We start from the raw sequence: 26,211 nt of genomic DNA on the forward strand, positions 1-26,211 counted from the left end.
AAAATATTTACGTTTACGTAAAGTAGATCTATCTAGCTGTTACCGCTGGAATTTTCAAAATCGCCAAAAAATGCATGAATTTCAACCATTGACGACGATGTAAAAGCTATCTAGTCTTCTCCCGTCGCACCCCAAAAGGGCATCGACACATGAAATCATGCCAACCGGCCTATCTGCCGGGGCACAACAACAATATGACCACGGAAGCCGTGATCCGGCCTGGTGGAAGAGGATTTCAGCATGTCACTGGTAAAACAGTCCCTGAGCACGGGCCCATGTGCCCGCAGCCTGCAAGACCCTACAGCTCCTTCCCTGTCTCTGACGTTTTTTGCATCTCTATCACTCCGATCGGATCTTTCACGACGATCCACGCGCGTGCAATCACTGAATCCGACCGGCAGTTAATCGCGTCCACCCCCGACAGCGATTGAGTTTCGGCAGCGCCCGCAATTTACCGCCGGCCTCCGTAACCAGGGCGGCCCCCTGTGCAAGAACCACCCGGAGCAAAAGGAATCCAAACAATGACTGTATTTACGCATCCTGAATTCGATCACCACGAACATCTGACGTTTTGCTGCGATCCAGAGACCGGTCTGCGCGCCATTATCGCCGTACACAATACTTCCCGTGGCCCCGCGCTGGGTGGATGCCGCATGTATCCGTATGCCAGCGACGAAGAGGCACTGACCGACGTTCTCCGCCTGTCACGGGGAATGACTTACAAGTCGGCACTGGCGAACCTTGATCTCGGCGGCGGCAAATCCGTCATCATCGGCGATCCACGCAAGCACAAAACCGAAGCCCTGCTCGAATCCATGGGTCGTTTCCTGGAACAGCTCAGCGGACTTTACATCGCTGCCGAGGACTCGGGCACCAGCGTGGCCGACCTTCGGGTCATGGGCCGCAAAACGTCCAATGTGGCCGGTATCAGTGAACGCCCGGGTTTTGATGGCAGACCCAGCAACGGTGACCCCTCACCCGCCACGGCCTGGGGCACCTTCGTGGGCATTAATGCTGCCGTTAAGCACAAGCTCGGCCGCAGCGACCTGGAGGGTTTGAATGTGGCGGTACAGGGCATTGGCAACGTAGGTTACCGCCTGGCCAGACACCTGAAAGAAGCCGGCGCGAAGCTTTGGGTCTACGACGTGCACCAGGATCAGATGGATCGTGCAGTGGCAGAGTTGGGCGCCACTCCGGCTACCGCTGACGAAATCCTTTACCTGCCGGTAGATGTGGTTGCGCCCTGTGCCATGGGCGCTGTCCTGAATGACCACTCCATTCGTAAGCTACAGGCCACCATCGTGGCCGGCGCCGCAAACAACCAGTTAGCCACCGCGGCTCATGACCAGGCACTGTTCGAACGCGGGGTGCTCTATGCCCCGGACTTTGTAATCAACGCTGGTGGCATTATCGACGTGTGTTATGAGCGCAAGGGCCCCGACCCCCAAGCCGTTCGCAAACACGTCGATTCCATAGCCAATACCCTGGAGGAAATCTTCCAGCGCTCGGATCGCGATGGCCTGCCCACCGGGCAGATCGCTGATCAACTCGCAGAGGAGCGATTCCGGCATAAATCCCGTTGATGGTGGCCTAACCGCCATCGCTAACTCCCCCGAAAACAAAAACAGTAAGCAGGAGAATACAATGAGTAATGCTTCTTCATCCGCTGAAGGCGGTGCCATGGGCCAGGCAACAGCCAAGCGTGGGCTGTGGTCCTCGCGCCTGGCATTCATACTTGCCGCAACAGGCTCAGCGGTGGGTCTGGGTAATATCTGGAAATTCCCCTACATCACTGGTGAAAACGGCGGTGGTGCCTTTGTTCTGGTTTACCTGCTGTGCATTGCGGCGGTGGGCCTGCCCATTATGATGGCTGAGGTATTGGTCGGTCGCCGTGGCGGTCACAGCCCCGTCAACAGCATGCGGGCCATAGCCAGCCAGGAAGGCCTGAAGCCAGCCTGGCGTTGGGTGGCGGCCGTCGGGGTTCTGGCGGGGTTCCTGATCCTGTCGTTCTATTCTGTCATCGGCGGATGGGCGATTTCATATGTGGGCACCGCCGCTACGGGCCAGTTGGCAGGCCAGTCGGCAGAGTCCATAGGCGCCATCTTCTCCGGCCTGTTGGGAGATCCGATGAAGCTGCTTCTGTGGCACACCCTGTTCATGGCGTTGGTGATGGTCGTGGTCGCACGGGGTGTACGCTCCGGGCTTGAGCGCGCTGTCAGTATTCTGATGCCAGCCCTGTTCGTGCTCCTGCTGATTGTCGTGGGCTATGCGATGACCACTGGCCACTTTGGCCAGGCCGTCGCCTTCCTGTTCCAGCCCGACTTCTCGAAGCTCACCACCTCAGGCGTTTTGGTTGCACTGGGCCACGCTTTCTTCACGCTCAGTCTCGGCATGGGCGTTATGATGGCCTACGGCTCCTACCTGCCGAAAAATATCTCCATCGCCAAAACCTCCGTGACCGTCTCGATCATGGATACCGCCGTGGCCCTGCTGGCCGGGCTGGCGATTTTCCCGATCGTATTCGCCAATGGCCTTGAGCCAGGCGCCGGCCCCGGCCTGATTTTCCAGACCCTGCCGCTGGCATTCGGACAAATGCCCATGGGCAGCCTCTTCGGCACGCTGTTCTTCGTGTTGCTGATCTTCGCCGCCTGGACATCCGGCATTTCGCTGCTGGAGCCCATTGTTGAATGGCTTGAGGAACAGAAGGGGATGAATCGTACGGTGAGCACCGTCGGAGCAGGCATCGTCTGCTGGTTGCTGGGCGTGGCCTCCGTGCTTTCACTAAACCTGTGGTCGGACGTGACACCGCTGGGCATGTTTACGATGTTCGAAGGCAAAACCATCTTCGATCTTCTGGACTTCCTGACCGCAAATATCCTGCTGCCGCTGGGCGGACTTCTGGTCGCCGTGTTTGTCGGCTGGACAATGTCTCGGAAAGCGCTGGAAAGCGAACTGGACATGTCGCCGGGCACATTCTCGATCTGGTATCGCGTGCTGCGTTACTTCACACCCGTTGCTGTGGCCGTCGTGTTCGTCTACAACCTGGTATAAACAATCAGGAGGGATGCCGGCCCCTGTTGTGGGGCCGGCTCATCAGCCAAACGGCCATCAAGACACCGTGTAACACCAGGAACGGCACGGCAATCAACAACAGTCCATTCCAGTCAAACGCCGCCAATACCGCACCAGCACTCAGTGCAGCAGTCGCCTGCGAGCCGAATACCATCAGGTCGTTGAGCCCCTGAACACGGAACCGCTCCTCATCGCGATATCCCTGCGGCAACAGCGTGGTTCCGCCGACAAACAGGAAGTTCCAGCCAACACCCAACAGGATGAGTGCAAACAGATAATGATGAAAACTGATACCGCTGAACGCCAGGGCTACACACCCCAGATAGGCCAGCAATCCCAGCCCCATCATCCTTGGAATACCCACCACACGAATGAACCAACCACTGATTAGCGACGGCAAATACATGGCCATGATGTGAATCTGAATAACCCACTTGGCATCTTCAAGCGGGTGGTCGGCCACTTCCGTCATACTCAGCGGTGTTGCCGTCATGATAAAGCTCATGAGGGCATAACCGATGGCAGCGGAACTGATCGCCGCCCAAATGACCGGTTGCCTCAGGATGTCGGCCATTGGACGACCACCCTCCCCCAAGGCTTCCCGTACTCGCTCGCCGCTGGCGCGGTACCCGAAAACCAGTACGACCATAGCCAGCACCTGCACGACACTCAGTGCAAGCCATCCCCCCATGAAAGGGTATTCGGCTTGACGTCCACCGCCCAAAAGCGCAATTTCCGGCCCCAGCCACGCCGCTAAAAGGCCGCCGAGAAGCACCCTGGCTGCTGCGGAGCCAGCCATCTCGGGCTCGACTGACTCCATGGCCGCAAAGCGGTACTGGTGAACCACCGCCAGCCCGGTTCCACCCACAACTGCCGCAGCGCACAAGAACGGGAAACTCGCATTCCAGGCTGACAGCGCACCAAACAACCCGGACACCATACCCGCCAGCGCGCCAAGCAACATAACCGGCTTTCGCCCAAGGCGCTCCATCAACCACGTGGCGGGTTTAATAGCCAGGACTGTTCCAACAACCACAAGGCCCACGGGCAGGGTTGCCCACTCGGGTGATGGCGCCAGAAGACGTCCGTGAATGCTTCCGATAAAGACGATAAAAGGCGCTGTACACATGGCAAGCGCCTGGGCGGCGACCAGTATCCATACATTGATCGGCATTGGGTGAGCCTATTTCTTGCGGTAGATAATCCCTGGGTGGCATTGCACCATTTCGTAGAGGTGAGGCAGCCCGTTCAGCGATTCCGATGCTCCCAGTATCAGGTAACCACCGGGATTGAGAGTGGCGTGGATACGGGTCAGGATGTCCTTTTTAAGCTCAGCCGAGAAGTAGATCAGTACGTTCCGGCACATAACGATATCAAACTTCCCGAGCATGTAGCGTTCAAGCAGGTTCAGTTCCCTGAACTCCACCATGCTCTTGATCTGCGGTCGGATCTGCCAGCTGCCGTTCATGGCGGGGGTGAAAAACTGCTTTTGCCGTTCGGGAGACAGGCCCCGACCAATGGCGATCATCTCGTACTCGCCGCGGCGCGCAACCTCAAGAACGCTTTTCGAGATGTCGGTGGCGGTGATCTTCACATCCCTCAGTCTACCCGGCCGCTGGCGACGAAATTCTTCAAGAATCATCGCGACCGAATAGGGTTCCTGACCTGTCGAACAGGCGGCAGACCAGATACGGAGTGACTGTGTCGATTTTCTGTCGCCGAATTCGGGCAACAGCTTTTCCTGCAGGATGCGAAACGGGTGATTGTCGCGAAACCAGAGGGTTTCGTTCGTCGTCATTGCGTCGATCACGACTTCTTTCAGGCTGCTCCGACCGGTTCTTTTTACCCGATCAAGCAGATCCCCCAAGGTACTTAGCTTGTTCTCTTCCATGATTCGCCGCAAACGGCTCTTCACCAGGTACTGCTTGTTATCCCCGAGCAAAATGCCACACGCATCCTGCAGGAATGATTTAAAGGCCTCGTATTCCTGTGGCGTTATTTCAGCTTTCATTGGATCTCATTATCGAGTGAGTCGGAAGTAACGGAAGAGCGTCACTGCTCGCGGTCGACAATTTCCATGACCCTTTCAGCCAACTCATCGGGGCTGAATTTAGCCATGAAATCGTCAGCGCCTACCTTCTGCACCATCGCCTTGTTAAACACGCCACTCAGAGACGTGTGCAACATGATAAATACATCCTTGATTGCAGGCTCATTTTTACACTTGGTGACCAGAGTGTACCCGTCCATTTCTGGCATTTCGACATCGGATATAATCAAACACAGGTGATCGACTGCGCGAGAGCCATCTGCCGTAACTTCTTTCAGGTAATCCAAGGCCTGCCTGCCGTCATTTTTGGTCACCACTTCCATACCGATGGCTGTGAGGCAACGTTCGATCTGACGTCGGGCCACTGCGGAGTCATCCACGACAAGCACTGGCAGATGGCCGGGCACCCTCTCTGAACTGCGGTTGCGAACGTCTTCGGTGACATCCTCCTCAAACGGAGAGACTTCGGAGAGTATCTTTTCAACATCGATAATCTCAATCAGCTTGTCTTCAAAGTGGGTTACCGCCGTCAAGTAAACATCTTTGCCCGCACCTTTCGGTGGCGGCAGGATGTCTTCCCAGTTCATATTCACGATGCGGTCCACACCGGCCACCAGGAAACCCTGGGTCTTGCGGTTGTATTCCGTAATGATCACGAAGCTGGTGGCCATTTCTTCCTTGGGGATGCCAGGCAGCCGGATTGACATGCCAAGATCAATGATAGGGATAGTCTCGCCACGAATATGGGCCACACCTCGAACCATAGGGCGACTATTCGGCAATGATGACAACCGGGGACACTGCAGCACTTCCTTTACCTTGAAGACATTAATGCCGTACATCTGCCGGCCCCGAAGGCGAAATAACAGAAGCTCCAGACGATTTTGCCCCACCAGCTGGGTGCGCTGATTAACACTGTCCAATACCCCTGCCATCGTCTTTATCTCCCGCTCGAAACGTCTTGCCGCCGGCATGCATCTTGCTGCGATATTCTAAAAAGTCGTTTGGGACCGGCTATGTGCCGGTTTATTGACTCACTCGATAGGCTTAACGGCCGAATCCGGAAATCATTAGGATATTCCTGAACTCGGGGCCTTGCCCGGTTAATGACAGCATAGGACAAACTGCCGCGTATGCGCATTACCAATTTCACCATCATACTGCTATTCGCCGTATCGGCCTGCCCCGCCATGGCTTCCACAACCACGGCCGAGCAGATCCACAGTGGCGCAGACCAATTTCTGGCGGCTTTTTCAGACGCTCAGGCAACCGAAGGCTATTCGGTTTCCTACGATACCGGCCAACTCGACGCACGCCTTTCGCTCGCAACCTGCGAGACCCCACTCAGCGTATCGTTCAGCGGCGACCCCTGGAAGACCACCCAACCCTCACTACTGGTTTCCTGCGAGGGCGAGCGCCCCTGGCGCATGTTCCTTCCGGTGTCGGTGACAATAACCGGTGACGCCATGGTTGCCGCCCGTCCTCTGGGCCGCGGCGAACGACTAACGAAAGCGGCAATACGGTCAGATAACGTGGTGGTGAACTCAATTCGACGGGGTGCAATAACCAATATCGAGCAACTTGTGGGCATGGAAATGCGCCGCGGGGTGAACACCGGAACCGTATTTACGCCGGATCTGGTGTTGGCACCCGCCGCGATCGAACGGGGGGACCATGTTATCATCAGCGCCCGCAGCGGCAATTTTTCGGTAAACTCAAGGGGCAAGGCCCTGGCCAGTGGCAGCATCGGAGAACAGGTTCTGGTTGAGAACCTCTCGTCCTCCCGCACCGTGCGCGCCCGTGTGACGGCACCCGGCCATGTCGAGATTCCCATGTAGCCTGGTTCCCGGCATTGATTCACCGGAAACGGCAATGTGTTGCCGTTTTTTGGAAAGATGACAAGAGTGTCATTCAACGCTCGCAAAAATCGCTAAAGAAACATCAAGCCATGCCGATAGACAGGTATGAAATTTTTGGAGCCGCCCAACGCGGCCGACCAGTTGAGCAGGTAACGTTATGTCAGTTGACTTTAATGGAATAGGCCCAGGCCAGGTCAACACCCAGAAAACCACGGCCGATAAATCTTCCGCTACCCAAAGCACTCAGCCCTCTACAGCTGAGCAGGCAAAGTCACAGGCGCAAAGCGCCCGCGGCGAAAACGTCAACTTGAGCAGCCAGGCGAAGAACCTGAAACAGCTCGAGCAGAAGCTCGGCAGTTATCCGGAAATGGACGATGATCGCATCGAGCAGATTCGCTCTGCCCTGGAAAGCGGCTCCTATAAGATTGACGCAGAGAAACTGGCCCAGAAAATGCTTGAGATGGATGAAAGCATTTTCGGGTGAGTAGATCATGGCCGCAATTGATGAATTGAAAGACCTTTTGTCTCAGGATATCCGCCAACTCGAATCCCTGGCGGACGTCCTGCAGCAGGAAAAAGCCTGCCTTTCCACGTCTGATATCCGTAAACTCGAAGCCCTGACTGGCGAGAAAAACACTTTGCTGGGACAGATTCGTGATCGAGCCAAGCTCAAAATCCGCCTACTGGTGTCGATGGGCTTTCGACCGGAAAACGGAGCCCCCTCACGGTTTATTCTTAGCGCCGGCCTGTCAGATGTTTACGACTTATGGCGGGACGCCGACGAACGTCTTAAGACCTGTCACCAGTTGAATAGCAATAACGGGCGGGTTGTCAGTCACCTGCAGAAGCGCCTTTCACGTCTGACTGATATATTCCGCGGTGTTGCCGGGCACCAGACCCTCTACGGCGCTCAGGGCGAACAAAAAGCCGTATCACACCGCACCGTTCTGGCGAGCGCCTGACCAGGCTCCGGGGCTCCGTAAAATCGGAGCCCAACACATCCCATCAGCGAGTATAGATTGTCATCTGGGAATCCGGATGGAAGCGGATATTGTCGAGGGCGATGTTCCCCATGGAAGGTCCCTGGCTGCCGCTGACTCGGATATTGTCCATGCGGATCTGCTCGATCCTTTCCGGGAAAGCCAGAGTGAGCCCGCCATCGTCACGGACCGCATAACGGGGAACATCATCCCGATAATGCACCCCGGATATCGTCAGATCGGAATCCAGGAAGTTCAGCACCGGCACAAAAATGTTCGCTGTCAGCTTGAGGCCTTCGATCACATCCGGATCGACCTGCCCTGAGCCATCATGACTTCCAGTCATGGCGGACACATTGGCAATACGCTCCAGTAACGATTGATCACCTTGCCCGGCCACACCGGCCAGCTCGTCGTCATTAAGCGGCGACAAACCGGATCGCTCGTACAGTTGACCGGTGTCGGTGACGTCACGTGAATCATTCGTGGTGCTGCCGGCGGCAAAACTGACCAGTGGCTGAAATGGCAACACCGCCATGGTGACCAGGGCAGCCGCGTTGCGGTAACGTGATTGGTGCTTGAGCACCCGATGGAGCTCACGCTCGGTAATCCAGCCGGACTGTATAAACACCTCGCCGAGCCGCTGACCGGTCTCATGCTGTAGGCGCAAGCCCTCTTCCAACTGAATTTCGGAAAGGTATCCCCGATTTATCAGCAACCGACCGAGACGGGATTTTTCTTCGAAGCCCTGACGGATTTTCAAGGTATGCCTCCAATAGCTTCACAGTAATTGCCGTACAACCTGGCCCGGTCAGAGTGCATCAATGTCACCGATGCGATAAAAGGTTAGCTTATAGTCATGAACTCCGCAGGGAATATGCCCGACTTGACAAGTATTATCTGCTAACATCCTGCAACAGACTGGATTCATGGGAACAGTATCGCAGCAAACATTCCCGGAGCTACCTACTATCCCCTGATACTAACTATGTGAGCCATTATAGAATGACAAATTCCGTAAAACCGTTTCGTTATGTGATGCAAATCGCTCTATCTGTAACCTTCATGCTGGGGTTCGCCAACTGCCTGGCAGCAGAGGGGCAACAAAGTGACCTGCCCCAGGTGATTATTGAAACCAGCGAAGGTGCTATTGAGGTGACCCTGCGACCGGACATCGCTCCCAAGACCGTTGAGAATTTCATCACCTACGCCAAAAACGGATTCTACGAAGGAACACTGTTCCACAGGGTCATTTCGGGTTTTATGATTCAGGGTGGCGGTTTTGACCAGGATCTACGGCAAAAACAGACCCGTAGCCCCATCCGTAACGAAGCCAAGCCAACCGCCAAGAACCTTCGTGGTACGATCGCCATGGCCCGCACAAGCTCACCGGATTCCGCCACGTCCCAGTTTTTCATCAACTTGACCGACAACGACTTCCTGAACGCAGGTGTCCGGGGCCCGGGCTATGCGGTATTTGGCAAGGTGACCGGGGGAATGGGTGTTGTGGATGCGATCGCCAGCAAGAAAACGGTCAGATCCCGAGGGATGGCAGACGTGCCCCAGGAACCCGTCATTATTCGTAGCGTTTCGGTCCGGCAAACCGATACCGCAGCAGAGTAGCCCGTTAAGCCTACTGACCGGATACAATGATCGTGACTGACCCAAGGCTTCCCTCCATTGAAACCGCCGACATTGATTGGAGTAATGGCGCACCCCGCTGTCGCCGCTTTGGCGATGTTTACTTCTGCAGCGAGAATGGCCTTGAAGAAACGCGACATGTGTTTATCAGCCAGAACCGGCTTCGCGAACGTTTCTCCTTACTGCCCGCAGCCGCCCCCTTCGTTATCGCAGAAACAGGTTTTGGCACTGGCCTGAATTTCCTCGCAGCCTGGCAAGCCTGGGATGAAACAGCCACACCACGCAACGGTTGCCTGCATTTCGTCTCCGCCGAGCGTCACCCGTTGACTCATGACGACCTTGCCCGGGCACTCATGATGTGGCCAGAGCTCAAGGCCTACGCTGACCAACTGCTCGAACAATATCCTGCCCCCACCTCCGGCGTCCATCGCCTGGTGCTCGCTGGCGGTCGTGTCAGGCTGACACTGTTTTTCGGCGATGTGGCCGATGCCTGGCGTGAACTGGATTTTCAGGCGGATGCGTGGTTCCTGGACGGTTTCGCGCCCGCGAAAAATCCTGGCATGTGGACAAGTGAAGTCATCGACGCGATACCGGGCCACAGCAAGCCTGGCACGACCCTCGCCACCTTTACATCCGTTGGCGAGGTGCGGCGACGGCTGATTGCGGCTGGCTTCACCATGCGGAAAGCTCCTGGATTTGGCCCAAAATGGGACATGTTGACCGGCACGCTGGGCGACGCCACCAGCCCAGAAACACCGCCAGCCGCAAACGACGTTGAGTCCATTGCCATCATTGGCGCCGGGGTCGCTGGCAGCCTGCTTGCCCGGAATCTGGCGGAGAGAGGACTGCATGTTACGGTGATTGACCAGGCCCAAGAGGCTGGAACAGCCGCTTCCGGCAATATCCAGGGTGCGCTGTACGTCAAACTGGGCATTGAGTTCAATGATCAGGCAAAGCTCGGTCTCTCATCGTTGCTGTTCAGTCAACGTTACTATCAACAGTTCGGCGGAGAACACTGGCACCCTTCCGGGCTTGTTCAACTGGCGCACAGTGATAGCGAACAAGACCGTCAGAACCGTTTCATCGCCCGCAACGACTACCCCAGCGCGGTATTGCAGCAGATCAGTGCGGAACAGGCGTCTGAGCTTGCCGGCATACCCCTGACTCGGGGAGGCCTATGGTTTCCTCGCAGTGGATGGCTTGAGCCCGGCGGCCTTTGCCGGGCATTGATAGATCACGAGCGAATTTTTCAATGCTTTGGTTTTGATGTCCACCGACTTACCCCCTGCAATGGCAAATGGCATATCGCAGGTAACGGCGAGCAGGATGTTGTAGTCGATCGGGTGGTGATATGCGCCGGCCATCAGACACCCGACCTTATTCCGTTGAAGGGTGGCTTCCGTTTCCGCGCGATTCGAGGGCAAGTAACCCACTTGCCTGCGAAGGGGGTGAAATGCCCGGATGTAGTGGTATGCGGATCAGGGTATCTCAATCCCGCCCACGGCGGTATGACCCTGGCCGGTGCTACCTTCGATCTTCATGATCCATCGCCGACCCTGTCCATCGAAAGCCATCGGGACAACCTTTCGATGCTTGATGCGATGGTTCCAGGGGCGGTAGACAGGGATTCAGGCGACGTTGATCCGGCCAAACTCGATGGCAAAGTCGGGTTTCGATGCACTACCCACGATTATCAGCCGGTCGCCGGCCCTCTAATGGACGCCTATGGGCAACCACTGGAAGGAGTCAACCTGTTTACCGGTTTGGGTAGCAAAGGGCTGAGTTACGCCCCCCTGCTCGCAGAGTACCTTGCCGACCTGCTCTCAGGGCAGCCTGTCTGCCTCCCCGGCTCCCTCGCAAAACGGGTCGCGACGGGCCGTTGCCACCGAGTGGAGTTAACGGAGCAGGAAACTATTAGCGCCTGAAGAAATCTAATTTCCTGCCGATAACCGGAGAAGGCCCTGTTGTAACCGGAGCAGATCATTATGTCCATTCATGTCAGTGAACCCGGCAGACCCGTTGGGACACGCCTGCCGGAGATATTCCGGGGCCGCCGCGTAGGTGACGTTACAGAACTGAGCGAATCCCACGATATCGATGTTCGGCACAGCGAAGCAACCGACGCCGAATTCCAGCTTGCCGCCCGCTCCGGCCGGCAGCGTGCCATCGAGGAATACGGTGCCGCAGCATCCGGTGAACCCAAAGAGCGACGGGCCTACCTGCCCGTATCCCAGATCTGCACCCCTGCCCTGCATTCTCTGCCAGCCACCGCAAGCGTTGCTGACGCGATGGACGCCATGGATGAAAACGGCGTTAACCATCTCGTGATTACGGCAGATGGCAACGTAGCGGGGCTCGTGGATTTACGCTGGTTACTAGCCTGGCTCCACGAAACCGAAGCGAACGCCATGAACGCCAGTTTCGTCAATATTGAATTACCGGCCTTCCTGACCTCCTCGCCCGAGACCGACGCCCATCAGTTGGCAAGGCTCATGCTTGCGCACCAACTGAATGCCGCTCTGGTGGTTGACGAGAGGGGCCAGTCAGCAGGCATCGTCACCAGCACCGATTACCTGAAGTTGTACGCCAACGCCAGCCGGCACGAGGGTAGCGTATAGATCGACCGCCCTCGACTAATGCAGTGGTAGCCCCTCTCCGGTAAACAGCCGAACCTCCCAGGTCTCAGACGTTCCACTTACGATTTTGACCAGGGCCGTTATTTCGTCATCGCGGTAATTTTCCAGCCGCTCTATTTCACCCTCTGCACCATCCAATGACAACTGAGCTCTCCATTCCCGGCTGCTGTCAGTGCCATCATCGCTGTTTTCTTCCAGTGAAATTCTCGCCAGGATCGGATGAATCTGGCTATTTCCCTCGCTCTCGCTGAAATTACCGTTGGTACTTCCTGCAACCAGAATGTCCCGGTCGTAAGTGCGCACAGCACGCAGCGACTCAGTGGATGTATCGTCCGTGTCATTGAACGTGAAGGCGCGAGTGACATCTCCCAACGCCGTATAGGACAATGCAAACCCGGCCTGGCTGTTGATCTGACGGCGCTTCAGTGAGCGGTTTCCGTCGCCAGACTCGACGCTATAATTGCCGGTACTCTGGCCCACCAGCCAGACGTTGTTCGTTCCGTAGATGCCGTCGGACAGGTTTTCGTTGCCGGCGGTTCCCCGCTGCCTGACGTTAATTGTGCTGTCTGCGCTGGACGCGAGGAAAAAGAACGCGTCTTTTCCGCCGAGCTGGGACTGGCCACGCACCGCGCCCGAGGAATCACCGATCAGTAGCGGGCTGCTGGTGGAGGTACTGCCGCCTACAACCGACTCATCATGGCCTGCCGATCCTACCTGTCGTGTCCAGGCAACCACCGGTACAACCGAGTTGCCGTCAACGGTGGTGTCGATTCTCTGGAGAAAACTGTCCACACCTCCAGCGGCAGTTTCGTTCGGCCACTGGCCATTGCTTTCCCCGGCGTTCACGACATAACCACCGTCTTCATCAATCCCGGTCCACCTGGGAATGTCATCACCGGGTGTGCCGGTCACTATGCTCCAGACCGGTACATAACTGTCCGGATTCTGTGCCGTATCGAAGAAGTAAAGCAGGGTATGAACATCCACACCGTTACCGCCAGGGGCACCGTCCGGTGCCTGTTCACTGCCGAACGACACAACGAATTCATAGCGGGTAACGTCGTCATCTCCTTCCTTGAAGTTACGTTCGACAAAACCGATAACCGGTTCCCCACCCTGGGCAATAGCGGCCTCTGACAATGGCTGTTGCGTCACTTCCCCTTTCTGCGTGACGATGCGCACCCAAGGACGGTCACCATCATCGACACGGTAGCCTGCAATGAATAGACGGCCGTTGTGCCCAAAAGCCGTGTCAGTGGGAATAAACGATGTACTGTTACCCACCTCAAGCGATGAGGTCAGTTCGTTGATGTTCACCCGCAGCTTGTCGGCATCCGCCGAGGCGGCAAAATTCTCCCGTCCCGACTGATAACGCTCATCCAGGCCCAGCAGGATAAAGCGGTCGTTTTCCAGCTGGCCGTTGGTGTAGTCGTCGGGAATACGGATGCGAAAGCGCATTTCCTCAATGCCCTCGGCAAAGGTGAGAAGATCCCCTTCCACCCAGTCGCCGTCCGCATTCCGGACTTCCACAAGGAACTCCTCGCCCAGTATCACATCGGATTCATCGTCCTCACCAAGTTTCACACTGTAGGCGCCGGCCCGTTCGCCGCTGATCAACGCAACATATTCGCGAACAGCGCCGACGTTAAGCGCATCGCGGGTTCCGCCGGCCAAGGTTTCCAGGCGCACGGTCGGTTCATTGTCCGCTATCCGCAGCAATTCCCTGACACCGGAATTGGAACTGCCAAGCCCGGCAAGGCCAGACCTCACTTCGGTCAGGCGGATGTTAAGGGTTTCCAGGGGTTCGGCCTCGGTGTCCTCAATCACTTCCAGGCGGATGTAACATTCAGTGATTCCGGGTTCCAGAGTGATCACCCCTTTGGATAGGAATCCGTCATCGTCCGGCTGATACTGAAGATAGGAAGGCACTGGTAAGGTCGGCTCACTCTGCGTGCCCAAACCGACAATGTCCTTACCGATGATCGCCTCGTTGTCGTTGGCGGCGCCATTTTCACAACGCTGATGAGGGGGATCAATATCCTCGTCACAGCGTTGTGGATTAAAACTGGAGTCCAGTTCAAAGGCCACCTCCACGCGGGTGACAGAGGGCTGATCAAGGAGGACACGCACAAGAACGGGATAGGTGTCGCTGGTGCGTTGAACGGTTTTAACGACGGCGCCATCATCGTCGTATTCGTTTACCTCATATGTCTGGCGACCGATTTCTCCGATCTCCGGAGCCTCGCACCGATTATCCCTCTCCTCCGGTGCCTCGAACGCCTCTCCCTCGATAAAATCGTCGATGGCCAGGCTAAGCACGTTTTCCTGGACCTCAATGTCAAATGGCTGTGTACCGGCCGCACGGCCGTCATTGCCAACCAGGGTGATGTTCTCCGTCGTGCCCAGGTCATCACGACCTCTGGAGCCGCCGGTCAGCCCCGGAACGCCCCGCATGATAACACCCTGGCGCGCCTTGTTGCTGGTGTCTTCCAAAGCCAGCCAGGACGGCGCATTGGTGAGCGAATAATCGAGAATGTCGTCGCTGTCGAAAGCACCAAAATTGTAGGCGTATTCAACGCCCAGATAAGCATCGTCCGGCGGTGTTCCAAGAATGTAGGGGTCTTCGGCGTCCTGCTCGGTCTTGCAACCGCCAATGACAACCAGAATCAGTGACAGCAGGGCGATACAGCCCCCGCGGGGAAAACGGCGAAGAATACAGGAGAGGCAAGAGAGCGAATCGGCGCGCATGAAAAAGTCCGTTTCAGAGCATTGTTTTTATGGGTGCTTTACACACCGTTACAGAACAAGCTCATGGTAATCAATTTCACGGAGGCAGGATCTGCGCGAGTTCTCAGATTCTGGCCACGGGCGGATCACAGGGTACGCCGGGGCCTGAGGTTTTATTCCAGACCGTGGGTCGCGAGAAAATCGACGAAGGCAGACTCGTCCATTACGGGAACACCCAAATTTTCGGCCTTCGTCAGTTTCGAGCCGGCGGCTTCGCCAGCAACGACACAGGAGGTCTTGCCGGAGACGCTTCCCGCCACTTTGGCCCCCAGGGACTCCAGTTTTGACTTGGCGTCGTCCCTCGTCATGCCAGACAGCGACCCGGTCAGTACCCAGGTTTCTCCCTTCAGTGGCTTTTGACTGGCGGTGATCTCTTCAGCCTGCCATTGAACACCTGCGTCTTTCAGGGCCTGGATGGTTTCCTGGTTGTGGGTCTGGTCGAAGAAGCTACGAATGTGGCCGGCGACAATGGGCCCAACGTCCGGCACTGACTGGAGGGCATCCTCATCAGCCTCACTGATGGATTCCAGGGTTCCAAAGTAACTGGCCAGGCCTTTGGCCGTCGCCTCACCCACTTCCCGGATACCAAGAGCGTAGAGGAACTTCCAAAGGACCGGTTTACGGGATCGATCGATGGCGTCGATCAGGTTACCCGCCGACTTTTCCCCCATACGCTCAAGGCCGGTAAGGTCGGCTTTCTTCAGAAGGTACAGGTCAGCAACGGTGTTCACCAGCTCTCTGTCCACCAGGATATCAATCCACTTGTCCCCCAACCCTTCTATGTCCAGGGCCTTGCGGGACGCATAGTGTCGGATGGCTTCCTTGCGCTGTGCCGGACAGAACAGCCCGCCAGAACAGCGGGCTACCACTTCGCCCTCGATCTGCACAATGTCGGACTGGCATACCGGGCAGGCATCCGGCAGTTCGACCTCTCGGGCGTTGGCGGGACGTCGTTCTGCCACAACCTTGACCACTTGGGGAATCACGTCCCCGGCCCGTCGAACGAACACGGTATCGCCAATGCGGGCGTCCAGCCGGCGTATCTCGTCCATATTGTGCAAGGTGGCGTTGCTAACCGTGACGCCTCCCACAAATACTGGCTTGAGCCGGGCGACTGGCGTGATCGCGCCGGTACGGCCGACCTGGAATTCGACGTCTTCAATGACCGTCAGTTCTTCCTGGGCGGGGAATTTCTGGGCAATGGCCCAGCGAGGGGCACGGGAAACGAACCCCAACTGCTGCTGCAATGCCAGGCTGTTTACCTTGAAGACAATGCCATCGATCTCATACGGCAGGCTGGCCCGTTTACCCATCAGCTCATTGTAAGCTTGCAGGCAGTCCTCTGCGCCAGTTGCCCGACGCATCTCTGGGTTAATCCGAAAACCCCAGGCGCTGACCTGTTGCAGGCCCTCCCAATGTGTGGCGGGCAGCAGGCTTTCGTCTTCAAGCGCAACACTGTAGGCACATAATTCGAGTGGGCGTCGAGCCGTCACGGTGGGCTTTTTCTGTCTCAGACTGCCAGCGGCGGCATTGCGAGGGTTAACAAACGTCTTCTCGCCCTTGTTCGCCAGGCGTCTGTTCAGCGCTTCGAACCCTTCCCGGGGCATATAGACTTCGCCCCGGACTTCCACCAGCTCAGGAACCTTGTCTCCGCGGAGCCTGAGCGGCACCGATGGAATGGTGCGAATGTTCGCGGTTATGTCCTCACCGGTATACCCATCGCCTCGGGTGGCTGCACGGGTGAGCACGCCGGATTCATAATGAAGGCTAACGGCTAGACCATCCAGTTTGGGCTCGCAGACATACTCAATGTCGTCGCCGGTCTTGAGTCGGTCTTTCACCCGGCGATCAAAGTCCCTCAGCTCCTCGTCACTGAACGCATTGTCCAGGGAAAGCATGGGAATACGGTGAACCACCTCCTCGAAGGTGGTTTCCACCGATCCCCCCACTCGTCGGGTGGGGGTATCAGGCGTCACAATATCGGGGTATTGCGTTTCCAGGTCCTGTAATTCCCGGAACAGGCGGTCGTATTCGGCATCCGGTACGCGGGGATCGTCCAGAACATAGTATTGGTAGTTATGCTCAGTGATGATGTCCCGGAGTTCTCCGGCCCGGCTGATAACGTCGGGAGAGGCTTTGGTCATTGTCTGGGGGATCGTTGTTTGCGTTCGAATTCGCGGATGCGTTGGCGGCAGTGCTCAATGGTTTGCGGTGTCATCACGCTGCGGCGCTCGTCCTTCAGTTCACCGCCGAGATTGCGTACCACGCACTGTGCCGTTTCCAGCATGAACTCAAAGGCCTGCATGGAATTGGTGGGCCCGGGCATGCTCATAAAGAAGCTGATACCCGGCGTGGACAAGGCTGGCATATCCTCGGGCTTGAAGGTACCTGGCTCAACGGCGCTGGCGACACTGAACTGCACCGGACTGGTTGTGTCTGACTGTTCATGACGATGGTAGATATCCATATCACCATGCTCCAGGCCGCAGGCTTCGAACAGCGCCTTGAGTTTGGTGCCCTCGAAATTCTGCTCGCTTTTCGCCAGCACATTGATAACGACCACTTCCCGGGCCTCCGGCCGGTTGGCTCCGGCGAGAGGCTGACCGGATTGCCGTGCCGTGGCTTCCCGTCTTGCCGTGTCTTCCTCGACTTCGGTGGTTACAGTGGGAGGAACCCCTTCGTCGTCAGAGCCAGCATCCGCTATATCGGTTTCCGGTTCCTCGTCAACCGCCCCCCAACCAGTGTCGGAACCATAGTCAACGTCACTGGGTTCACTGGCAGCCAGGTTTTCCGGCTCCGGTTCACTCTCTGCTGTTGGTTCTACGGGGTCCTCTTTCGCCGTAACGCTCGCACTGCTTACCACCGGCCTGGTCGGTTTGGGCTCGGGCCTGGCGAAACGGCTCTTTTCCGGTTTGACGTAGCCACGCTCTTCCAGCGTGTCCCGTGAAATCGTGCGTGCCCCACCATTGGGAAGCTCAGGGTTATAGTCCTGGTCCAATGGGGAATCGTCGAGATCATCCGCGCCCATTCCTGAGGAGATCGCGATTGATTCCTTGCGGGCTCGCCTCATCCGGCGCAGGCCATCAATCACAATACCGAGTATAACCAGGGTACCGATGGCAATTAACCATTCCCTAAGAGACATAGTGGTGCTGTCCTGTTTGCAGATCAGATATCGTTGCTACTCTAAGAAAAGCCTGTAATGAATACAACGCAAACACAGGCCAGATGGCAGTTTTGTCATTTTTGCACGAACCTTGACCGCCTGTCCGCCAGCGACATGTCATCATGCTTCAGCCAGCGCGGCAGCCTCGTCCACATCCACCGAAACCAACCGCGAGCATCCTGGCTCATGCATCGTGACGCCCATCAGTTGGTCGGCCATTTCCATGGCAATCTTGTTGTGGGTAATGTAGATAAACTGTACCTGTTTTGACATTTCTTTGACCATGTTGGCATACCGCCCCACGTTGGCGTCGTCCAACGGAGCGTCTACCTCATCCAGCATACAGAACGGAGCCGGATTGAGCTGGAAGATAGAGAACACCAGTGCAATGGCCGTCAGCGCTTTCTCACCGCCGGAAAGCAAATGAATGGTGCTGTTTTTCTTGCCCGGCGGCCTTGCCATGATGGCAACGCCGGTTTCCAGCAGGTCCTCGCCCGTCAGCTCAAGGTAAGCATTGCCACCACCGAACACTTTCGGGAACAACGCCTGAAGCCCACCATTGACCTGGTCGAACGTCTCCTTGAAGCGCTGCCGGGTTTCACGATCGATCTTGCGTATGGCGTTGTCCAGGGTTTCCAGCGCTTCCATCAGGTCTTCATGCTGGCTGTCCAGATAGGTCTTACGCTCACTCTGGACCTGATACTCCTCAATCGCTGCAAGGTTGATGGCACCGAGGCGTTGGATCCGGGAACCGATTTTCTCGAGGTCTTCGGCCCAGGTTTTCTCGCTGGCATCTTCAGGTAAGGTGGACAGCACTTCCTGCAGCCGGACATCCAGTTCCTCAAGCTGCTCCAGGTGATTGCTCGCGCGAATCTCCAGCGCCTGAGATTCCATTTTCAGCTTTTCGAGACTGGTGCGGACGTCTTGAATGGTATGCTCTATGCGGCTGCGACTTTGCTCCCGATCACGCACCTCCTGATCAATTTCTTCAAGCGCATCCCGGGCAGCACCCAACTTTTCCTCTTCAGCCAAACGCCTGTCCAGAAGGCCTTCCAACTGCATTTGTAAGTCTTCGATAGGCTCTTCGGCGTTTTCGCGGCTTTCACGGAGAATGTCGAGGCGCTCGTCCAGGCGCTCTTTCTGCAGTTGCATTCGGTCAATGGTCTGACGCAAGCCATCACGCTGGCTGTTCAGAGACTGAAGCTGGAGCTGCAACTGGTGGGCATGGTCGCGATCGTGCCGAGCCTCCTGACGAAGCCTGTCAAGGTTTTCGCGCAGCACGTCCCGACGCTCAAGCAGTCGCTCTTTCTCTTCATCACTGTCCTCCGTCGATGCCAGTGCCTGTTGCCACTCTTCCCGAGTTTCCAGCAGTTGCCCCTGCTGCTCCTCGAGATTCATGGACACGTCCGCAAGATCGTCACGAATGCGTTGAAGCCTCGCATCAATCTGTTCCGCACGCGCTTTCAGGCCACTGATCTTGGACGACAGGGTGGCGAGTTCCCGGTCAGCATTCGCCAGCTGGCCCTGGGCATCGTCCCTGGCGGCTTCCGCCCGTTCTGATTGCTCCAGCAACCGGTCCAGGTTGTCGGTGGCTACTTCAAGCGAGGCTTCCGCCTGCTCCAACTCTCCGGCCAGTGCGGTGACTTTCTTCTGGCGTTCTATAACGCCAATCTGGGCCGCGTCGGAATCTGGCATTAGTATCCAGTCAGCGGATAACCAGGCGCCCTCTGGGGTGATGACACTCCTGCCCGGCGCCAAACCTTTCTGCCGCTCCAGCGCGTCTTCCATGGACTCCGCAGTATCAACAAGCGCCAGTACGGATGCCATGCCCCCGGCGCCGGATACTTTGCTTGCAAGCCCCTCTGATGGACGATTGGCGCTGGAGTCACTGTTCACCAATGCCAAACCTCGGGGAGCATCGTTCATGTTGGAGTGCACGCCCCCCAACCCGGGCACGCTCAACCCCTGACTGAAACGCCCAATGACCTGCTCTACCGCAAATTCCCAGCCATCGTCTATCCGAAGCTGCGTGGCCATTCTTGGACAGTCGCTGAGGCTGTGTTCATTGAGCCACGCCTGCAAAGCGTCGTCCTGGCTGCCCATTTGTTCGTCCAACAGAGCCTGCTGGGATTCCAGCGATGCCCGCAGACTCTGGACCTGCTGTCGCGCCTCCGTGGCAGCCTGCTCTGCGTCGCGCTGGTGGTGACGCGCTTCCTGGAGTTCGTCCTGGACGATGTTGATTCGCTCAGAAGCTTCCTCTCTCTGCAACTCCAGGGTTTCCTGTTGTTCCAGCAGGTCGTCCAGTTCTGCCCGATCAACCTGCCCTTCCAGCAAATCCTGCTCTTCTCGAAGCCGTTGTTGACGGGTGCGCAGTTGCTCAATGGCATTTTCCTGGGAACGGATACTGGACTGGGCCAGTTCCGCCTGTCGGCGCGCATCAGCCGAACGGGAACTGAAGTCCTCCCAGTTGTGCTGCCACTCGCTCATGGCATCCTCGGCACTCTGGAGCTTCTCTCCGGATTCCTCCGATTTCAGGACCAGCGCCTCCTGCTCCGGCTCCAACATATCCAGTTCTTCCTGGATGCCCGCCAGTTTCTCTTCATCCTGTTCCAGTTCGCGAGCCAATTCGCGCTGGTTGGCCATGGCCTGGTCCAGTTCCGCTGCCGTCTGGCGGCTGCGCTCGCGTTGGTGCTCAAGACTTTGTTCAATGCGGGCAATGTCAGCACCGGCTTCGTAGTAACGCGCCTGCGCCCGATTGAAATGTTCGTTACGCTCCTGATGCCCGTCCCGCAGGGATTCCAGAGCCGTTTCGAGGCTGACCCGTTCAGACAGCTGCTTCTCGAGCTCGAGCTCGGTATCCCGGATGCGGGTACGCCAGGCTTGAAGATCGGTGTCCAGGGACTGCCAGCGCAACACCGTCAGTTCGGCCTTTTTCTGGCGTTCTTCCTGCTTGTAGGCCTTGTATTTTTCTGCCGACTGAGCCTGACGCTCAAGGTGTTGCAGTTGCCTGCCAAGCTCGTCCCGAAGATCCGTCAGGCGCTCCAGGTTCTCCTGGGTCCGGCGGATGCGGCTTTCGGTTTCCTTGCGACGCTCCTTGTATTTGGAGATACCCGCCGCTTCCTCGATATACACCCGCAATTCTTCCGGCTTGGCCTCGATCAGCCGCGAGATCATTCCCTGTTCGATAATGGCGTAGCTGCGGGGACCCAGCCCGGTCCCGAGAAAGAGGTCAGTAATGTCACGACGTCGGCATTTGGAGCCATTCAGGAAATACTCCGACTGCCCCTCGCGGGACACACGGCGGCGTACCGAAATTTCGTTGAAACGCACGAACTCGCCGGGCGCTGAGCCGTCGCTGTTGTCGAACACCAGTTCTATAGAGGCCTGGCCGACCGGTTTTCGCGCACTGGAACCGTTGAAGATAACGTCCGACATGGACTCGCCACGCAGATACTTGGCCGAGCTTTCCCCCATCACCCAGCGCACCGCATCAATGATATTGGACTTACCACAACCGTTAGGGCCCACGACCGCGGTCATATTAGACGGAAACGGCACCGTGGTCGGGTCAACGAAAGATTTGAAACCGGACAGTTTGATGGACTTCAGGCGCATATCAGGCGCTCACCTCTTCCCTGAGAATACTCAGTACCTGTTCACGCTGATGTTCGCCAAACTCACAGATGGCGGTTTCAAGGCCGGCGGAGTCGTCACGCACAGCTGCGTCTGCAAGTTGCCGGAAAAAGCGCCCGGTTTCCGCCAGCTCATCGCGGAAGTTCTCCAGCGCGACGAAATAGGTCCGGCTGATCGCAGGTCGGAAGTTTTCCAGGGTTTCCTCGAGGAACGGATTCTCAACAAGCCCATAGGCGTAGCGCATGACCCCGAATCCGGCATCAATCACCTGCTCGGCAGCATCTCCGCCAGAGGAATTGAGCGCATCAATGACCGCCTGAAGCTCTCTCACCTGGCCCATAACACCAGACAGTTCGCTGCCGGACCAACGCTCAAGCACTTTGCGCCCCAGCATGCACAGCAAATCAATGTAGATATCATAGAGGCTGTTGACCAGTTCCGGAGTTAAACGGGAAACCACGGCACCCCGGCGAGGAAAGATATCCACCAGATGGCGGCGCTGGAGAATCAACAACGCCTCGCGCACGGAACCGCGACTGACATTCAGCTCACCGGCAACCTTGAGTTCCTGGATTCGCTCGCCCGGCCTCAGGTCGCCGGTCACAATGCGCTGCCCCAGGTGCTGGGCTATCTGTTCGGAAAGACTTTCGGGGGCCTGAAACCTCATAAAGTTGGTCGCTCACTCGCTACTGGCAGCAAAGAATAAGCGCAGAAGTTTACCACAGGCACCCGTGAGCCCAATCCCCTTGTCGGACATTTTAACGATCCGGTCATGCCGGCAAACGTGTGCCGGAAATTTGACGTGCTCGCCACCAAGGCTGCTTCAATACTTCATAGATTTTTTTAGAAGCCCCCATATCCATCTGTTATTTCTGATTAATTTACTGTTGGCCCTAAATGTGCTTTATCAGAGAAAACACCCTAACAGGCAGCTTTGAGTGAAACAGATTCCGTCAATCAACAAGTCCGGACCACAGCCACAGAAACTCGCGGCCCTGCGACAGGCGCACCGCGACTGGAATGAATCCCCGGATGTGCTGACAAGGCTGACCCGAAGACTATCCACAACACTCAGCCTGGAAACGCAACTGGCGATTCTGGCTGAAGAGATCGCCAGCGTGGTTCCTTACGACTGCCTGACGTACCGGCATACCATAGCATCAAGGGAGTTTGTCTATGTGACCGGCAAGGGCGGTCCCCATAGCTGTGATTATCGGCTCAACCTCGAAGGCAGCTTCTATGGCACGCTGTCTTTCAGCCGTCGACAGAAATTCACCGAACAGGAGCTCGAAGGCATAGAGCTAATGCTTGCGGCCGCCATCTGCCCTGTTCGCAATGCCTGCCAGTTTATTGCCATCGAACAGGCGTCTCTGACGGATTGCCTGACAGGTGTTCCCAACAAGCGCGCTTTGGACGACGCGCTGTCTCGTGCCAGCTGTCTTGGCGACAGGCATGGAGAGGAATATTCACTGATCCTGTGCGACCTGGATCATTTCAAACAGGTGAACGACCAGTACGGCCATGTCGTTGGGGATCACATGCTGAAACTGGCGGCGGCCGAACTTGAAAAAGCCGTCAGGAATTCCGACAGCGTGTACCGCTTTGGTGGGGAAGAGTTCGCTATTCTGCTGGCCCATACTGACGAGGTGAATGCCCGCGAAGTTGGCGATCGCATTCGCGAATTCATCAGCACCATTGTTGTGGACTGCGGGGATACCAATGTCACGGTCACAGCCAGCTGCGGCGTGGCCATGAGGCTGGCGGATGAGACCGCCGACCAGTGGCTCGCCCGCGCCGATGAAGCGTTGTACCGGGCGAAAGCCCATGGCCGCAATTGCACACGGGTATTCGCCGCTATCAGTAACTAATCAGCGCTTTCCGGACCTGGCCGGAGGCTTGCCTGATGATTTTCGGCCGGTCGACGGACCAGCACTGTCGACCTGCCATCGCGCGCCGCCCGATTTGCGCGGCCCCGTCCCGGCCTGCTTGCGACGCTTTCGATCAAGAGTCTTCTGCTCAGACGGCGTTTTGGCCGGAATCTCCACCGGTTTCAAATCAACGGCTTTGCTCAGCGAATCCACCGCCTTCTGATCCAGCTCTTCCCACTTACCCACGCTCAGGCGGCTTGGCAGGAAAATCGGCCCGTAGCGCACACGCTTCAACCGGCTGACCCTCACCCCCTGGGACTCCCAAAGCCTACGCACTTCACGATTACGGCCTTCCAGAAGCGTCACATGGAACCATTGGTTGATCCCCTTGCCTCCGGCCTCGCTGATATCCGAAAACTTCGCCATACCGTCGTCGAGCAGCACACCCTCAGACAATCTTTTAATCATCGCCTCATCCACTTCGCCAAATACCCTGACCGCGTATTCGCGGTCAATCTGACGTGACGGGTGCATCAAACGGTTGGCAAGCTCCCCGTCGGTGGTAAACAGCACCAGGCCGGTGGTATTGATGTCCAGTCGTCCGATGGCAATCCAACGGTGATCACGAAGCCGGGGAAGGCTATCAAATACCGTCGGCCGTCCTTCCGGGTCGCGTCGTGTGGTGACCTCACCTTCCGGTTTGTTGTAAATGAGCACCCGCCTGACCACCTCGGCCCCGGCCGCTATGTCCAGGCGCTTGCCATCCAGGTCAATGCGATCATTGACCGTAACTTTCTGCCCTGGCTCAACGGGCTTTCCATTGATACTCAGGCGACCGGCCTCGATCCAGGACTCGACTTCCCGACGCGATCCCACACCGGCACGCGCCAGTAACTTCTGTATTCGCTCCGGGCCGGAGACGGTAGTTTCATCCGGCTGCCGCTGTTCAGGTTTCTTGGGGCGATTGGCCGCCATGGATCTATCCTTAAAGAGTGACTGACGCCGATGGCATCAGTGAAGTGTTTGTCCTGGGGCGTTGTCGGGACTGGAGTCATCCCCATCGTCACCAGTGCTCCGGGCCGGAGACTCAAATTCGATCTCGGCCTGCATGTTTTTTTCGATTTCCCGACCGATCTCTTCCAGATCCCGGATGTCTGACAAGGGCGGCATCTGATCCAGACCTTCCAGGTTGAAATAGTCCAGAAACTGACGGGTGGTAGCATACATGGCGGGCCTGCCGGGCACGTCGCGATGCCCTACTACCCTCACCCATTCCCGCTCGAGCAGCGTACGAACAATGTTGCTGCTGACGGTGACGCCCCGAATATCTTCTATTTCGCCACGGGTAATGGGCTGGCGATACGCCACCAGCGCCAACGTCTCCAGCAGAGCGCGGGAGTACCTCTGGGGCTTTTCCTCGAATAAGCGCCCCACCCACGGAGCAAATTCTTCCCGCACCTGAAGACGGTAACCACTGGCGATTTTCTTCAGCTCGAATCCCCGCCCCTGGCAAGACTGTTCCAGCAAGACCAGCACATGCTCCATTACCTGGCGGGCCGGGCGCTCGCCTTCTTCGAAAAGATCCCGTAACTGGTCGACTGATAAGGGTTTACCGGCTGCCAGCAACGCAGCTTCGGTTATGGCCTGTATTTTCCGGAGATTTTCCTCGTTCATACCGCTCTCGCCCTGACATGGATCGGGCCCAGCACCTCCGCCTGGACCACTTCGATCAATTGCTCCTTGACCAGTTCCAGGGTCGCCAGGAAACTCACCACGACCCCCAAACGCCCCTCCTCTGGAGTGAACAGACTTTCGAACGTCACGAACTGATCATCCCGCAGGACCGACAAGATAGCCGACATACGCTCACGGGTGGATAGGCGCTCCCTCTCCACATGGTGGCTGGTAAACAGGTCTGCGCGCTTGAGCACTCCCTGAAGGGCGAACAGTATTTCCCGCAGGTCCACGTCGGGATGTGGCTGACTGGAAGGCATCCGGGGCAGCGCTGCCGAGGCAACAAAATTGTCCCGTTCAAGCCGTGGTAAATCGTCTATATCTTCGGCTGCCTGCTTGAAGCGCTCATACTGCTGAAGCCTGCGTATCAGCTCCGCTCGCGGATCAATGTCCTCTTCGTCCTCGGATTCCTGTCGCGGTAGCAACATCCTGGATTTTATCTCCGCCAGGGTCGCTGCCATAACCAGATACTCTGCCGCCAGCTCGAACCGCATGGCTTCAACGGCGCCGATGTAGTCCATATACTGCTTGGTGATCTCACTGACATCGATGTCGAGGATGTCCATGTTTTGACGTCTGATCAGATACAGCAACAGATCCAATGGCCCCTCAAAAGCCTCAAGGAATACCGCCAGGGCATCGGGGGGTATATACAGGTCGCGAGGCAGATCAACCACCGGCTTACCAGAAACACGGGCAAGTGGCGCCTGCTCAACGGGCGCATCAGCCCCCTCATCCGCCGTCGTATTGCCTGTGGTTTCCTCTGTCATGATCTCTCCGGAACT

The 26,211-nt window shown here is 57.0% G+C and carries 21 protein-coding genes; 9 read left to right on the forward strand and 12 right to left on the reverse strand.

Translation table 11 applies throughout. The features are described from left to right. Positions 1-521 precede the first annotated feature (521 nt). Together MDG893_RS03360 and MDG893_RS03365 are read left to right on the forward strand one after the other, a co-directional pair. Complete coding sequence (locus MDG893_RS03360) at positions 522-1,583, forward strand: Glu/Leu/Phe/Val family dehydrogenase (RefSeq protein ID WP_007152314.1); 1,062 nt, start codon at positions 522-524, stop codon at positions 1,581-1,583. 61 nt (positions 1,584-1,644) lie between these two features. Continuing rightward, positions 1,645-3,051: a sodium-dependent transporter gene (locus MDG893_RS03365; protein ID WP_007152315.1), complete on the forward strand. Its 1,407-nt coding sequence runs from the start codon at positions 1,645-1,647 to the stop codon at positions 3,049-3,051. Positions 3,052-3,055: 4 nt separating this feature from the next. Here MDG893_RS03365 and MDG893_RS03370 read toward each other — a convergent pair whose 3' ends face one another. Genes MDG893_RS03370 through MDG893_RS03380 form a run of 3 tightly spaced genes read right to left on the reverse strand, consistent with a single transcriptional unit; the run spans position 3,056 to position 6,057 of the window. Further along, positions 3,056-4,246, reverse strand: a complete 1,191-nt coding sequence (locus MDG893_RS03370; protein ID WP_007152316.1) for an MFS transporter — start codon at positions 4,244-4,246, stop codon at positions 3,056-3,058. 9 nt (positions 4,247-4,255) lie between these two features. Further along, entirely contained in the window at positions 4,256-5,083 is an 828-nt protein-coding gene (locus MDG893_RS03375) for a CheR family methyltransferase (RefSeq protein WP_007152317.1), read from the reverse strand. Between the two features lie 41 nt (positions 5,084-5,124). Continuing rightward, positions 5,125-6,057 carry a chemotaxis protein CheV gene (locus tag MDG893_RS03380; RefSeq protein ID WP_007152318.1) on the reverse strand — a complete coding sequence of 311 codons (933 nt, stop codon included), beginning with the start codon at positions 6,055-6,057 and terminating at the stop codon, positions 5,125-5,127. 198 nt (positions 6,058-6,255) lie between these two features. Here MDG893_RS03380 and flgA point away from each other — a divergent pair, with 198 nt between their 5' ends. The 3 genes from flgA to MDG893_RS03395 all read left to right on the forward strand — a co-directional run bounded on the left by flgA (position 6,256) and on the right by MDG893_RS03395 (position 7,943). After that, a complete protein-coding gene (flgA, locus tag MDG893_RS03385; RefSeq protein WP_007152319.1) occupies positions 6,256-6,960 on the forward strand; it encodes a flagellar basal body P-ring formation chaperone FlgA in 705 nt (234 codons plus the stop codon). A gap of 178 nt (positions 6,961-7,138) precedes the next feature. Beyond that, positions 7,139-7,465 (forward strand): flagellar biosynthesis anti-sigma factor FlgM, encoded by a 327-nt coding sequence (gene flgM / locus MDG893_RS03390; protein WP_007152320.1) that lies wholly within the window; start codon positions 7,139-7,141, stop codon positions 7,463-7,465. 7 nt (positions 7,466-7,472) lie between these two features. Beyond that, a complete protein-coding gene (locus tag MDG893_RS03395) occupies positions 7,473-7,943 on the forward strand; it encodes a flagella synthesis protein FlgN (RefSeq protein WP_007152321.1) in 471 nt (156 codons plus the stop codon). A 43-nt stretch (positions 7,944-7,986) separates the two neighbouring features. On the opposite strand, the gene MDG893_RS03400 is transcribed toward MDG893_RS03395, so the two are convergent. After that, the gene (locus tag MDG893_RS03400; protein ID WP_007152322.1) at positions 7,987-8,724 is read right to left on the reverse strand and encodes a cyclic di-GMP-binding domain-containing protein, MshE-related; all 738 of its coding nucleotides are present in this window, start codon (positions 8,722-8,724) and stop codon (positions 7,987-7,989) included. 242 nt (positions 8,725-8,966) lie between these two features. Here MDG893_RS03400 and MDG893_RS03405 point away from each other — a divergent pair, with 242 nt between their 5' ends. From MDG893_RS03405 to MDG893_RS03415, 3 genes are read left to right on the forward strand one after another with little or no spacing between them, the layout of a single operon-like run. Next, positions 8,967-9,584 carry a peptidylprolyl isomerase gene (locus MDG893_RS03405; RefSeq protein ID WP_007152323.1) on the forward strand — a complete coding sequence of 206 codons (618 nt, stop codon included), beginning with the start codon at positions 8,967-8,969 and terminating at the stop codon, positions 9,582-9,584. A 29-nt stretch (positions 9,585-9,613) separates the two neighbouring features. Beyond that, on the forward strand, positions 9,614-11,527 hold the full coding sequence (gene mnmC, locus MDG893_RS03410; RefSeq protein WP_208855169.1) for a bifunctional tRNA (5-methylaminomethyl-2-thiouridine)(34)-methyltransferase MnmC2/FAD-dependent 5-carboxymethylaminomethyl-2-thiouridine(34) oxidoreductase MnmC1: 1,914 nt from the start codon (positions 9,614-9,616) through the stop codon (positions 11,525-11,527). Positions 11,528-11,587: 60 nt separating this feature from the next. Beyond that, on the forward strand, positions 11,588-12,220 hold the full coding sequence (locus MDG893_RS03415; RefSeq protein WP_007152325.1) for a CBS domain-containing protein: 633 nt from the start codon (positions 11,588-11,590) through the stop codon (positions 12,218-12,220). A gap of 15 nt (positions 12,221-12,235) precedes the next feature. Here the strand turns inward: MDG893_RS03415 and MDG893_RS03420 are convergent, their stop codons facing one another. The 5 genes from MDG893_RS03420 to MDG893_RS03440 all read right to left on the reverse strand — a co-directional run bounded on the left by MDG893_RS03420 (position 12,236) and on the right by MDG893_RS03440 (position 22,491). Continuing rightward, positions 12,236-14,986 carry a hypothetical protein gene (locus tag MDG893_RS03420; RefSeq protein WP_007152326.1) on the reverse strand — a complete coding sequence of 917 codons (2,751 nt, stop codon included), beginning with the start codon at positions 14,984-14,986 and terminating at the stop codon, positions 12,236-12,238. A gap of 152 nt (positions 14,987-15,138) precedes the next feature. Beyond that, complete coding sequence (gene ligA / locus MDG893_RS03425) at positions 15,139-17,169, reverse strand: NAD-dependent DNA ligase LigA (RefSeq protein ID WP_007152327.1); 2,031 nt, start codon at positions 17,167-17,169, stop codon at positions 15,139-15,141. Then, positions 17,166-18,170, reverse strand: a complete 1,005-nt coding sequence (zipA, locus tag MDG893_RS03430; RefSeq protein WP_007152328.1) for a cell division protein ZipA — start codon at positions 18,168-18,170, stop codon at positions 17,166-17,168. The genes ligA and zipA overlap by 4 nt, the downstream gene beginning before the upstream one ends. Positions 18,171-18,311: 141 nt before the next feature. Then, a complete protein-coding gene (gene smc, locus MDG893_RS03435; RefSeq protein ID WP_007152329.1) occupies positions 18,312-21,806 on the reverse strand; it encodes a chromosome segregation protein SMC in 3,495 nt (1,164 codons plus the stop codon). A 1-nt stretch (position 21,807) separates the two neighbouring features. Beyond that, positions 21,808-22,491, reverse strand: a complete 684-nt coding sequence (locus tag MDG893_RS03440) for a GntR family transcriptional regulator (RefSeq protein WP_007152330.1) — start codon at positions 22,489-22,491, stop codon at positions 21,808-21,810. Between the two features lie 271 nt (positions 22,492-22,762). On the opposite strand from MDG893_RS03440, the gene MDG893_RS03445 reads away from it, so the two are divergent. Further along, positions 22,763-23,692: a GGDEF domain-containing protein gene (locus MDG893_RS03445; RefSeq protein ID WP_007152331.1), complete on the forward strand. Its 930-nt coding sequence runs from the start codon at positions 22,763-22,765 to the stop codon at positions 23,690-23,692. On the opposite strand, the gene rluB is transcribed toward MDG893_RS03445, so the two are convergent. The 3 genes from rluB to MDG893_RS03460 are packed head-to-tail and all read right to left on the reverse strand — an operon-like array spanning position 23,693 to position 26,196. Next, the gene (gene rluB / locus MDG893_RS03450) at positions 23,693-24,667 is read right to left on the reverse strand and encodes a 23S rRNA pseudouridine(2605) synthase RluB (RefSeq protein ID WP_007152332.1); all 975 of its coding nucleotides are present in this window, start codon (positions 24,665-24,667) and stop codon (positions 23,693-23,695) included. 36 nt (positions 24,668-24,703) lie between these two features. Beyond that, on the reverse strand, positions 24,704-25,366 hold the full coding sequence (scpB, locus tag MDG893_RS03455) for an SMC-Scp complex subunit ScpB (RefSeq protein WP_007152333.1): 663 nt from the start codon (positions 25,364-25,366) through the stop codon (positions 24,704-24,706). Continuing rightward, positions 25,363-26,196 (reverse strand): segregation and condensation protein A, encoded by an 834-nt coding sequence (locus MDG893_RS03460; protein ID WP_007152334.1) that lies wholly within the window; start codon positions 26,194-26,196, stop codon positions 25,363-25,365. The genes scpB and MDG893_RS03460 overlap by 4 nt, the downstream gene beginning before the upstream one ends. Positions 26,197-26,211 lie beyond the last annotated feature (15 nt).

Origin of the sequence: Marinobacter algicola DG893, assembly GCF_000170835.1 — a bacterium.
GTDB classification, from domain to species: domain Bacteria; phylum Pseudomonadota; class Gammaproteobacteria; order Pseudomonadales; family Oleiphilaceae; genus Marinobacter; species Marinobacter algicola.

Excerpts from the sequence above, each read along its gene's own strand:
- MDG893_RS03375 (WP_007152317.1), bottom strand. The coding sequence starts at position 5,083 with ATGAAAGCTGAAATAACGCCACAGGAATACGAGGCCTTTAAATCATTC.
- MDG893_RS03360 (WP_007152314.1), top strand. The coding sequence starts at position 522 with ATGACTGTATTTACGCATCCTGAATTCGATCACCACGAACATCTGACG.
- MDG893_RS03405 (WP_007152323.1), top strand. The coding sequence starts at position 8,967 with ATGACAAATTCCGTAAAACCGTTTCGTTATGTGATGCAAATCGCTCTA.
- scpB (WP_007152333.1), bottom strand. The coding sequence starts at position 25,366 with ATGAACGAGGAAAATCTCCGGAAAATACAGGCCATAACCGAAGCTGCG.
- rluB (WP_007152332.1), bottom strand. The coding sequence starts at position 24,667 with ATGGCGGCCAATCGCCCCAAGAAACCTGAACAGCGGCAGCCGGATGAA.
- MDG893_RS03460 (WP_007152334.1), bottom strand. The coding sequence starts at position 26,196 with ATGACAGAGGAAACCACAGGCAATACGACGGCGGATGAGGGGGCTGAT.
- smc (WP_007152329.1), bottom strand. The coding sequence starts at position 21,806 with ATGCGCCTGAAGTCCATCAAACTGTCCGGTTTCAAATCTTTCGTTGAC.
- MDG893_RS03380 (WP_007152318.1), bottom strand. The coding sequence starts at position 6,057 with ATGGCAGGGGTATTGGACAGTGTTAATCAGCGCACCCAGCTGGTGGGG.
- flgM (WP_007152320.1), top strand. The coding sequence starts at position 7,139 with ATGTCAGTTGACTTTAATGGAATAGGCCCAGGCCAGGTCAACACCCAG.
- MDG893_RS03420 (WP_007152326.1), bottom strand. The coding sequence starts at position 14,986 with ATGCGCGCCGATTCGCTCTCTTGCCTCTCCTGTATTCTTCGCCGTTTT.
- zipA (WP_007152328.1), bottom strand. The coding sequence starts at position 18,170 with ATGTCTCTTAGGGAATGGTTAATTGCCATCGGTACCCTGGTTATACTC.
- MDG893_RS03365 (WP_007152315.1), top strand. The coding sequence starts at position 1,645 with ATGAGTAATGCTTCTTCATCCGCTGAAGGCGGTGCCATGGGCCAGGCA.
- MDG893_RS03415 (WP_007152325.1), top strand. The coding sequence starts at position 11,588 with ATGTCCATTCATGTCAGTGAACCCGGCAGACCCGTTGGGACACGCCTG.
- flgA (WP_007152319.1), top strand. The coding sequence starts at position 6,256 with ATGCGCATTACCAATTTCACCATCATACTGCTATTCGCCGTATCGGCC.
- ligA (WP_007152327.1), bottom strand. The coding sequence starts at position 17,169 with ATGACCAAAGCCTCTCCCGACGTTATCAGCCGGGCCGGAGAACTCCGG.
- MDG893_RS03440 (WP_007152330.1), bottom strand. The coding sequence starts at position 22,491 with ATGAGGTTTCAGGCCCCCGAAAGTCTTTCCGAACAGATAGCCCAGCAC.
- MDG893_RS03395 (WP_007152321.1), top strand. The coding sequence starts at position 7,473 with ATGGCCGCAATTGATGAATTGAAAGACCTTTTGTCTCAGGATATCCGC.
- MDG893_RS03370 (WP_007152316.1), bottom strand. The coding sequence starts at position 4,246 with ATGCCGATCAATGTATGGATACTGGTCGCCGCCCAGGCGCTTGCCATG.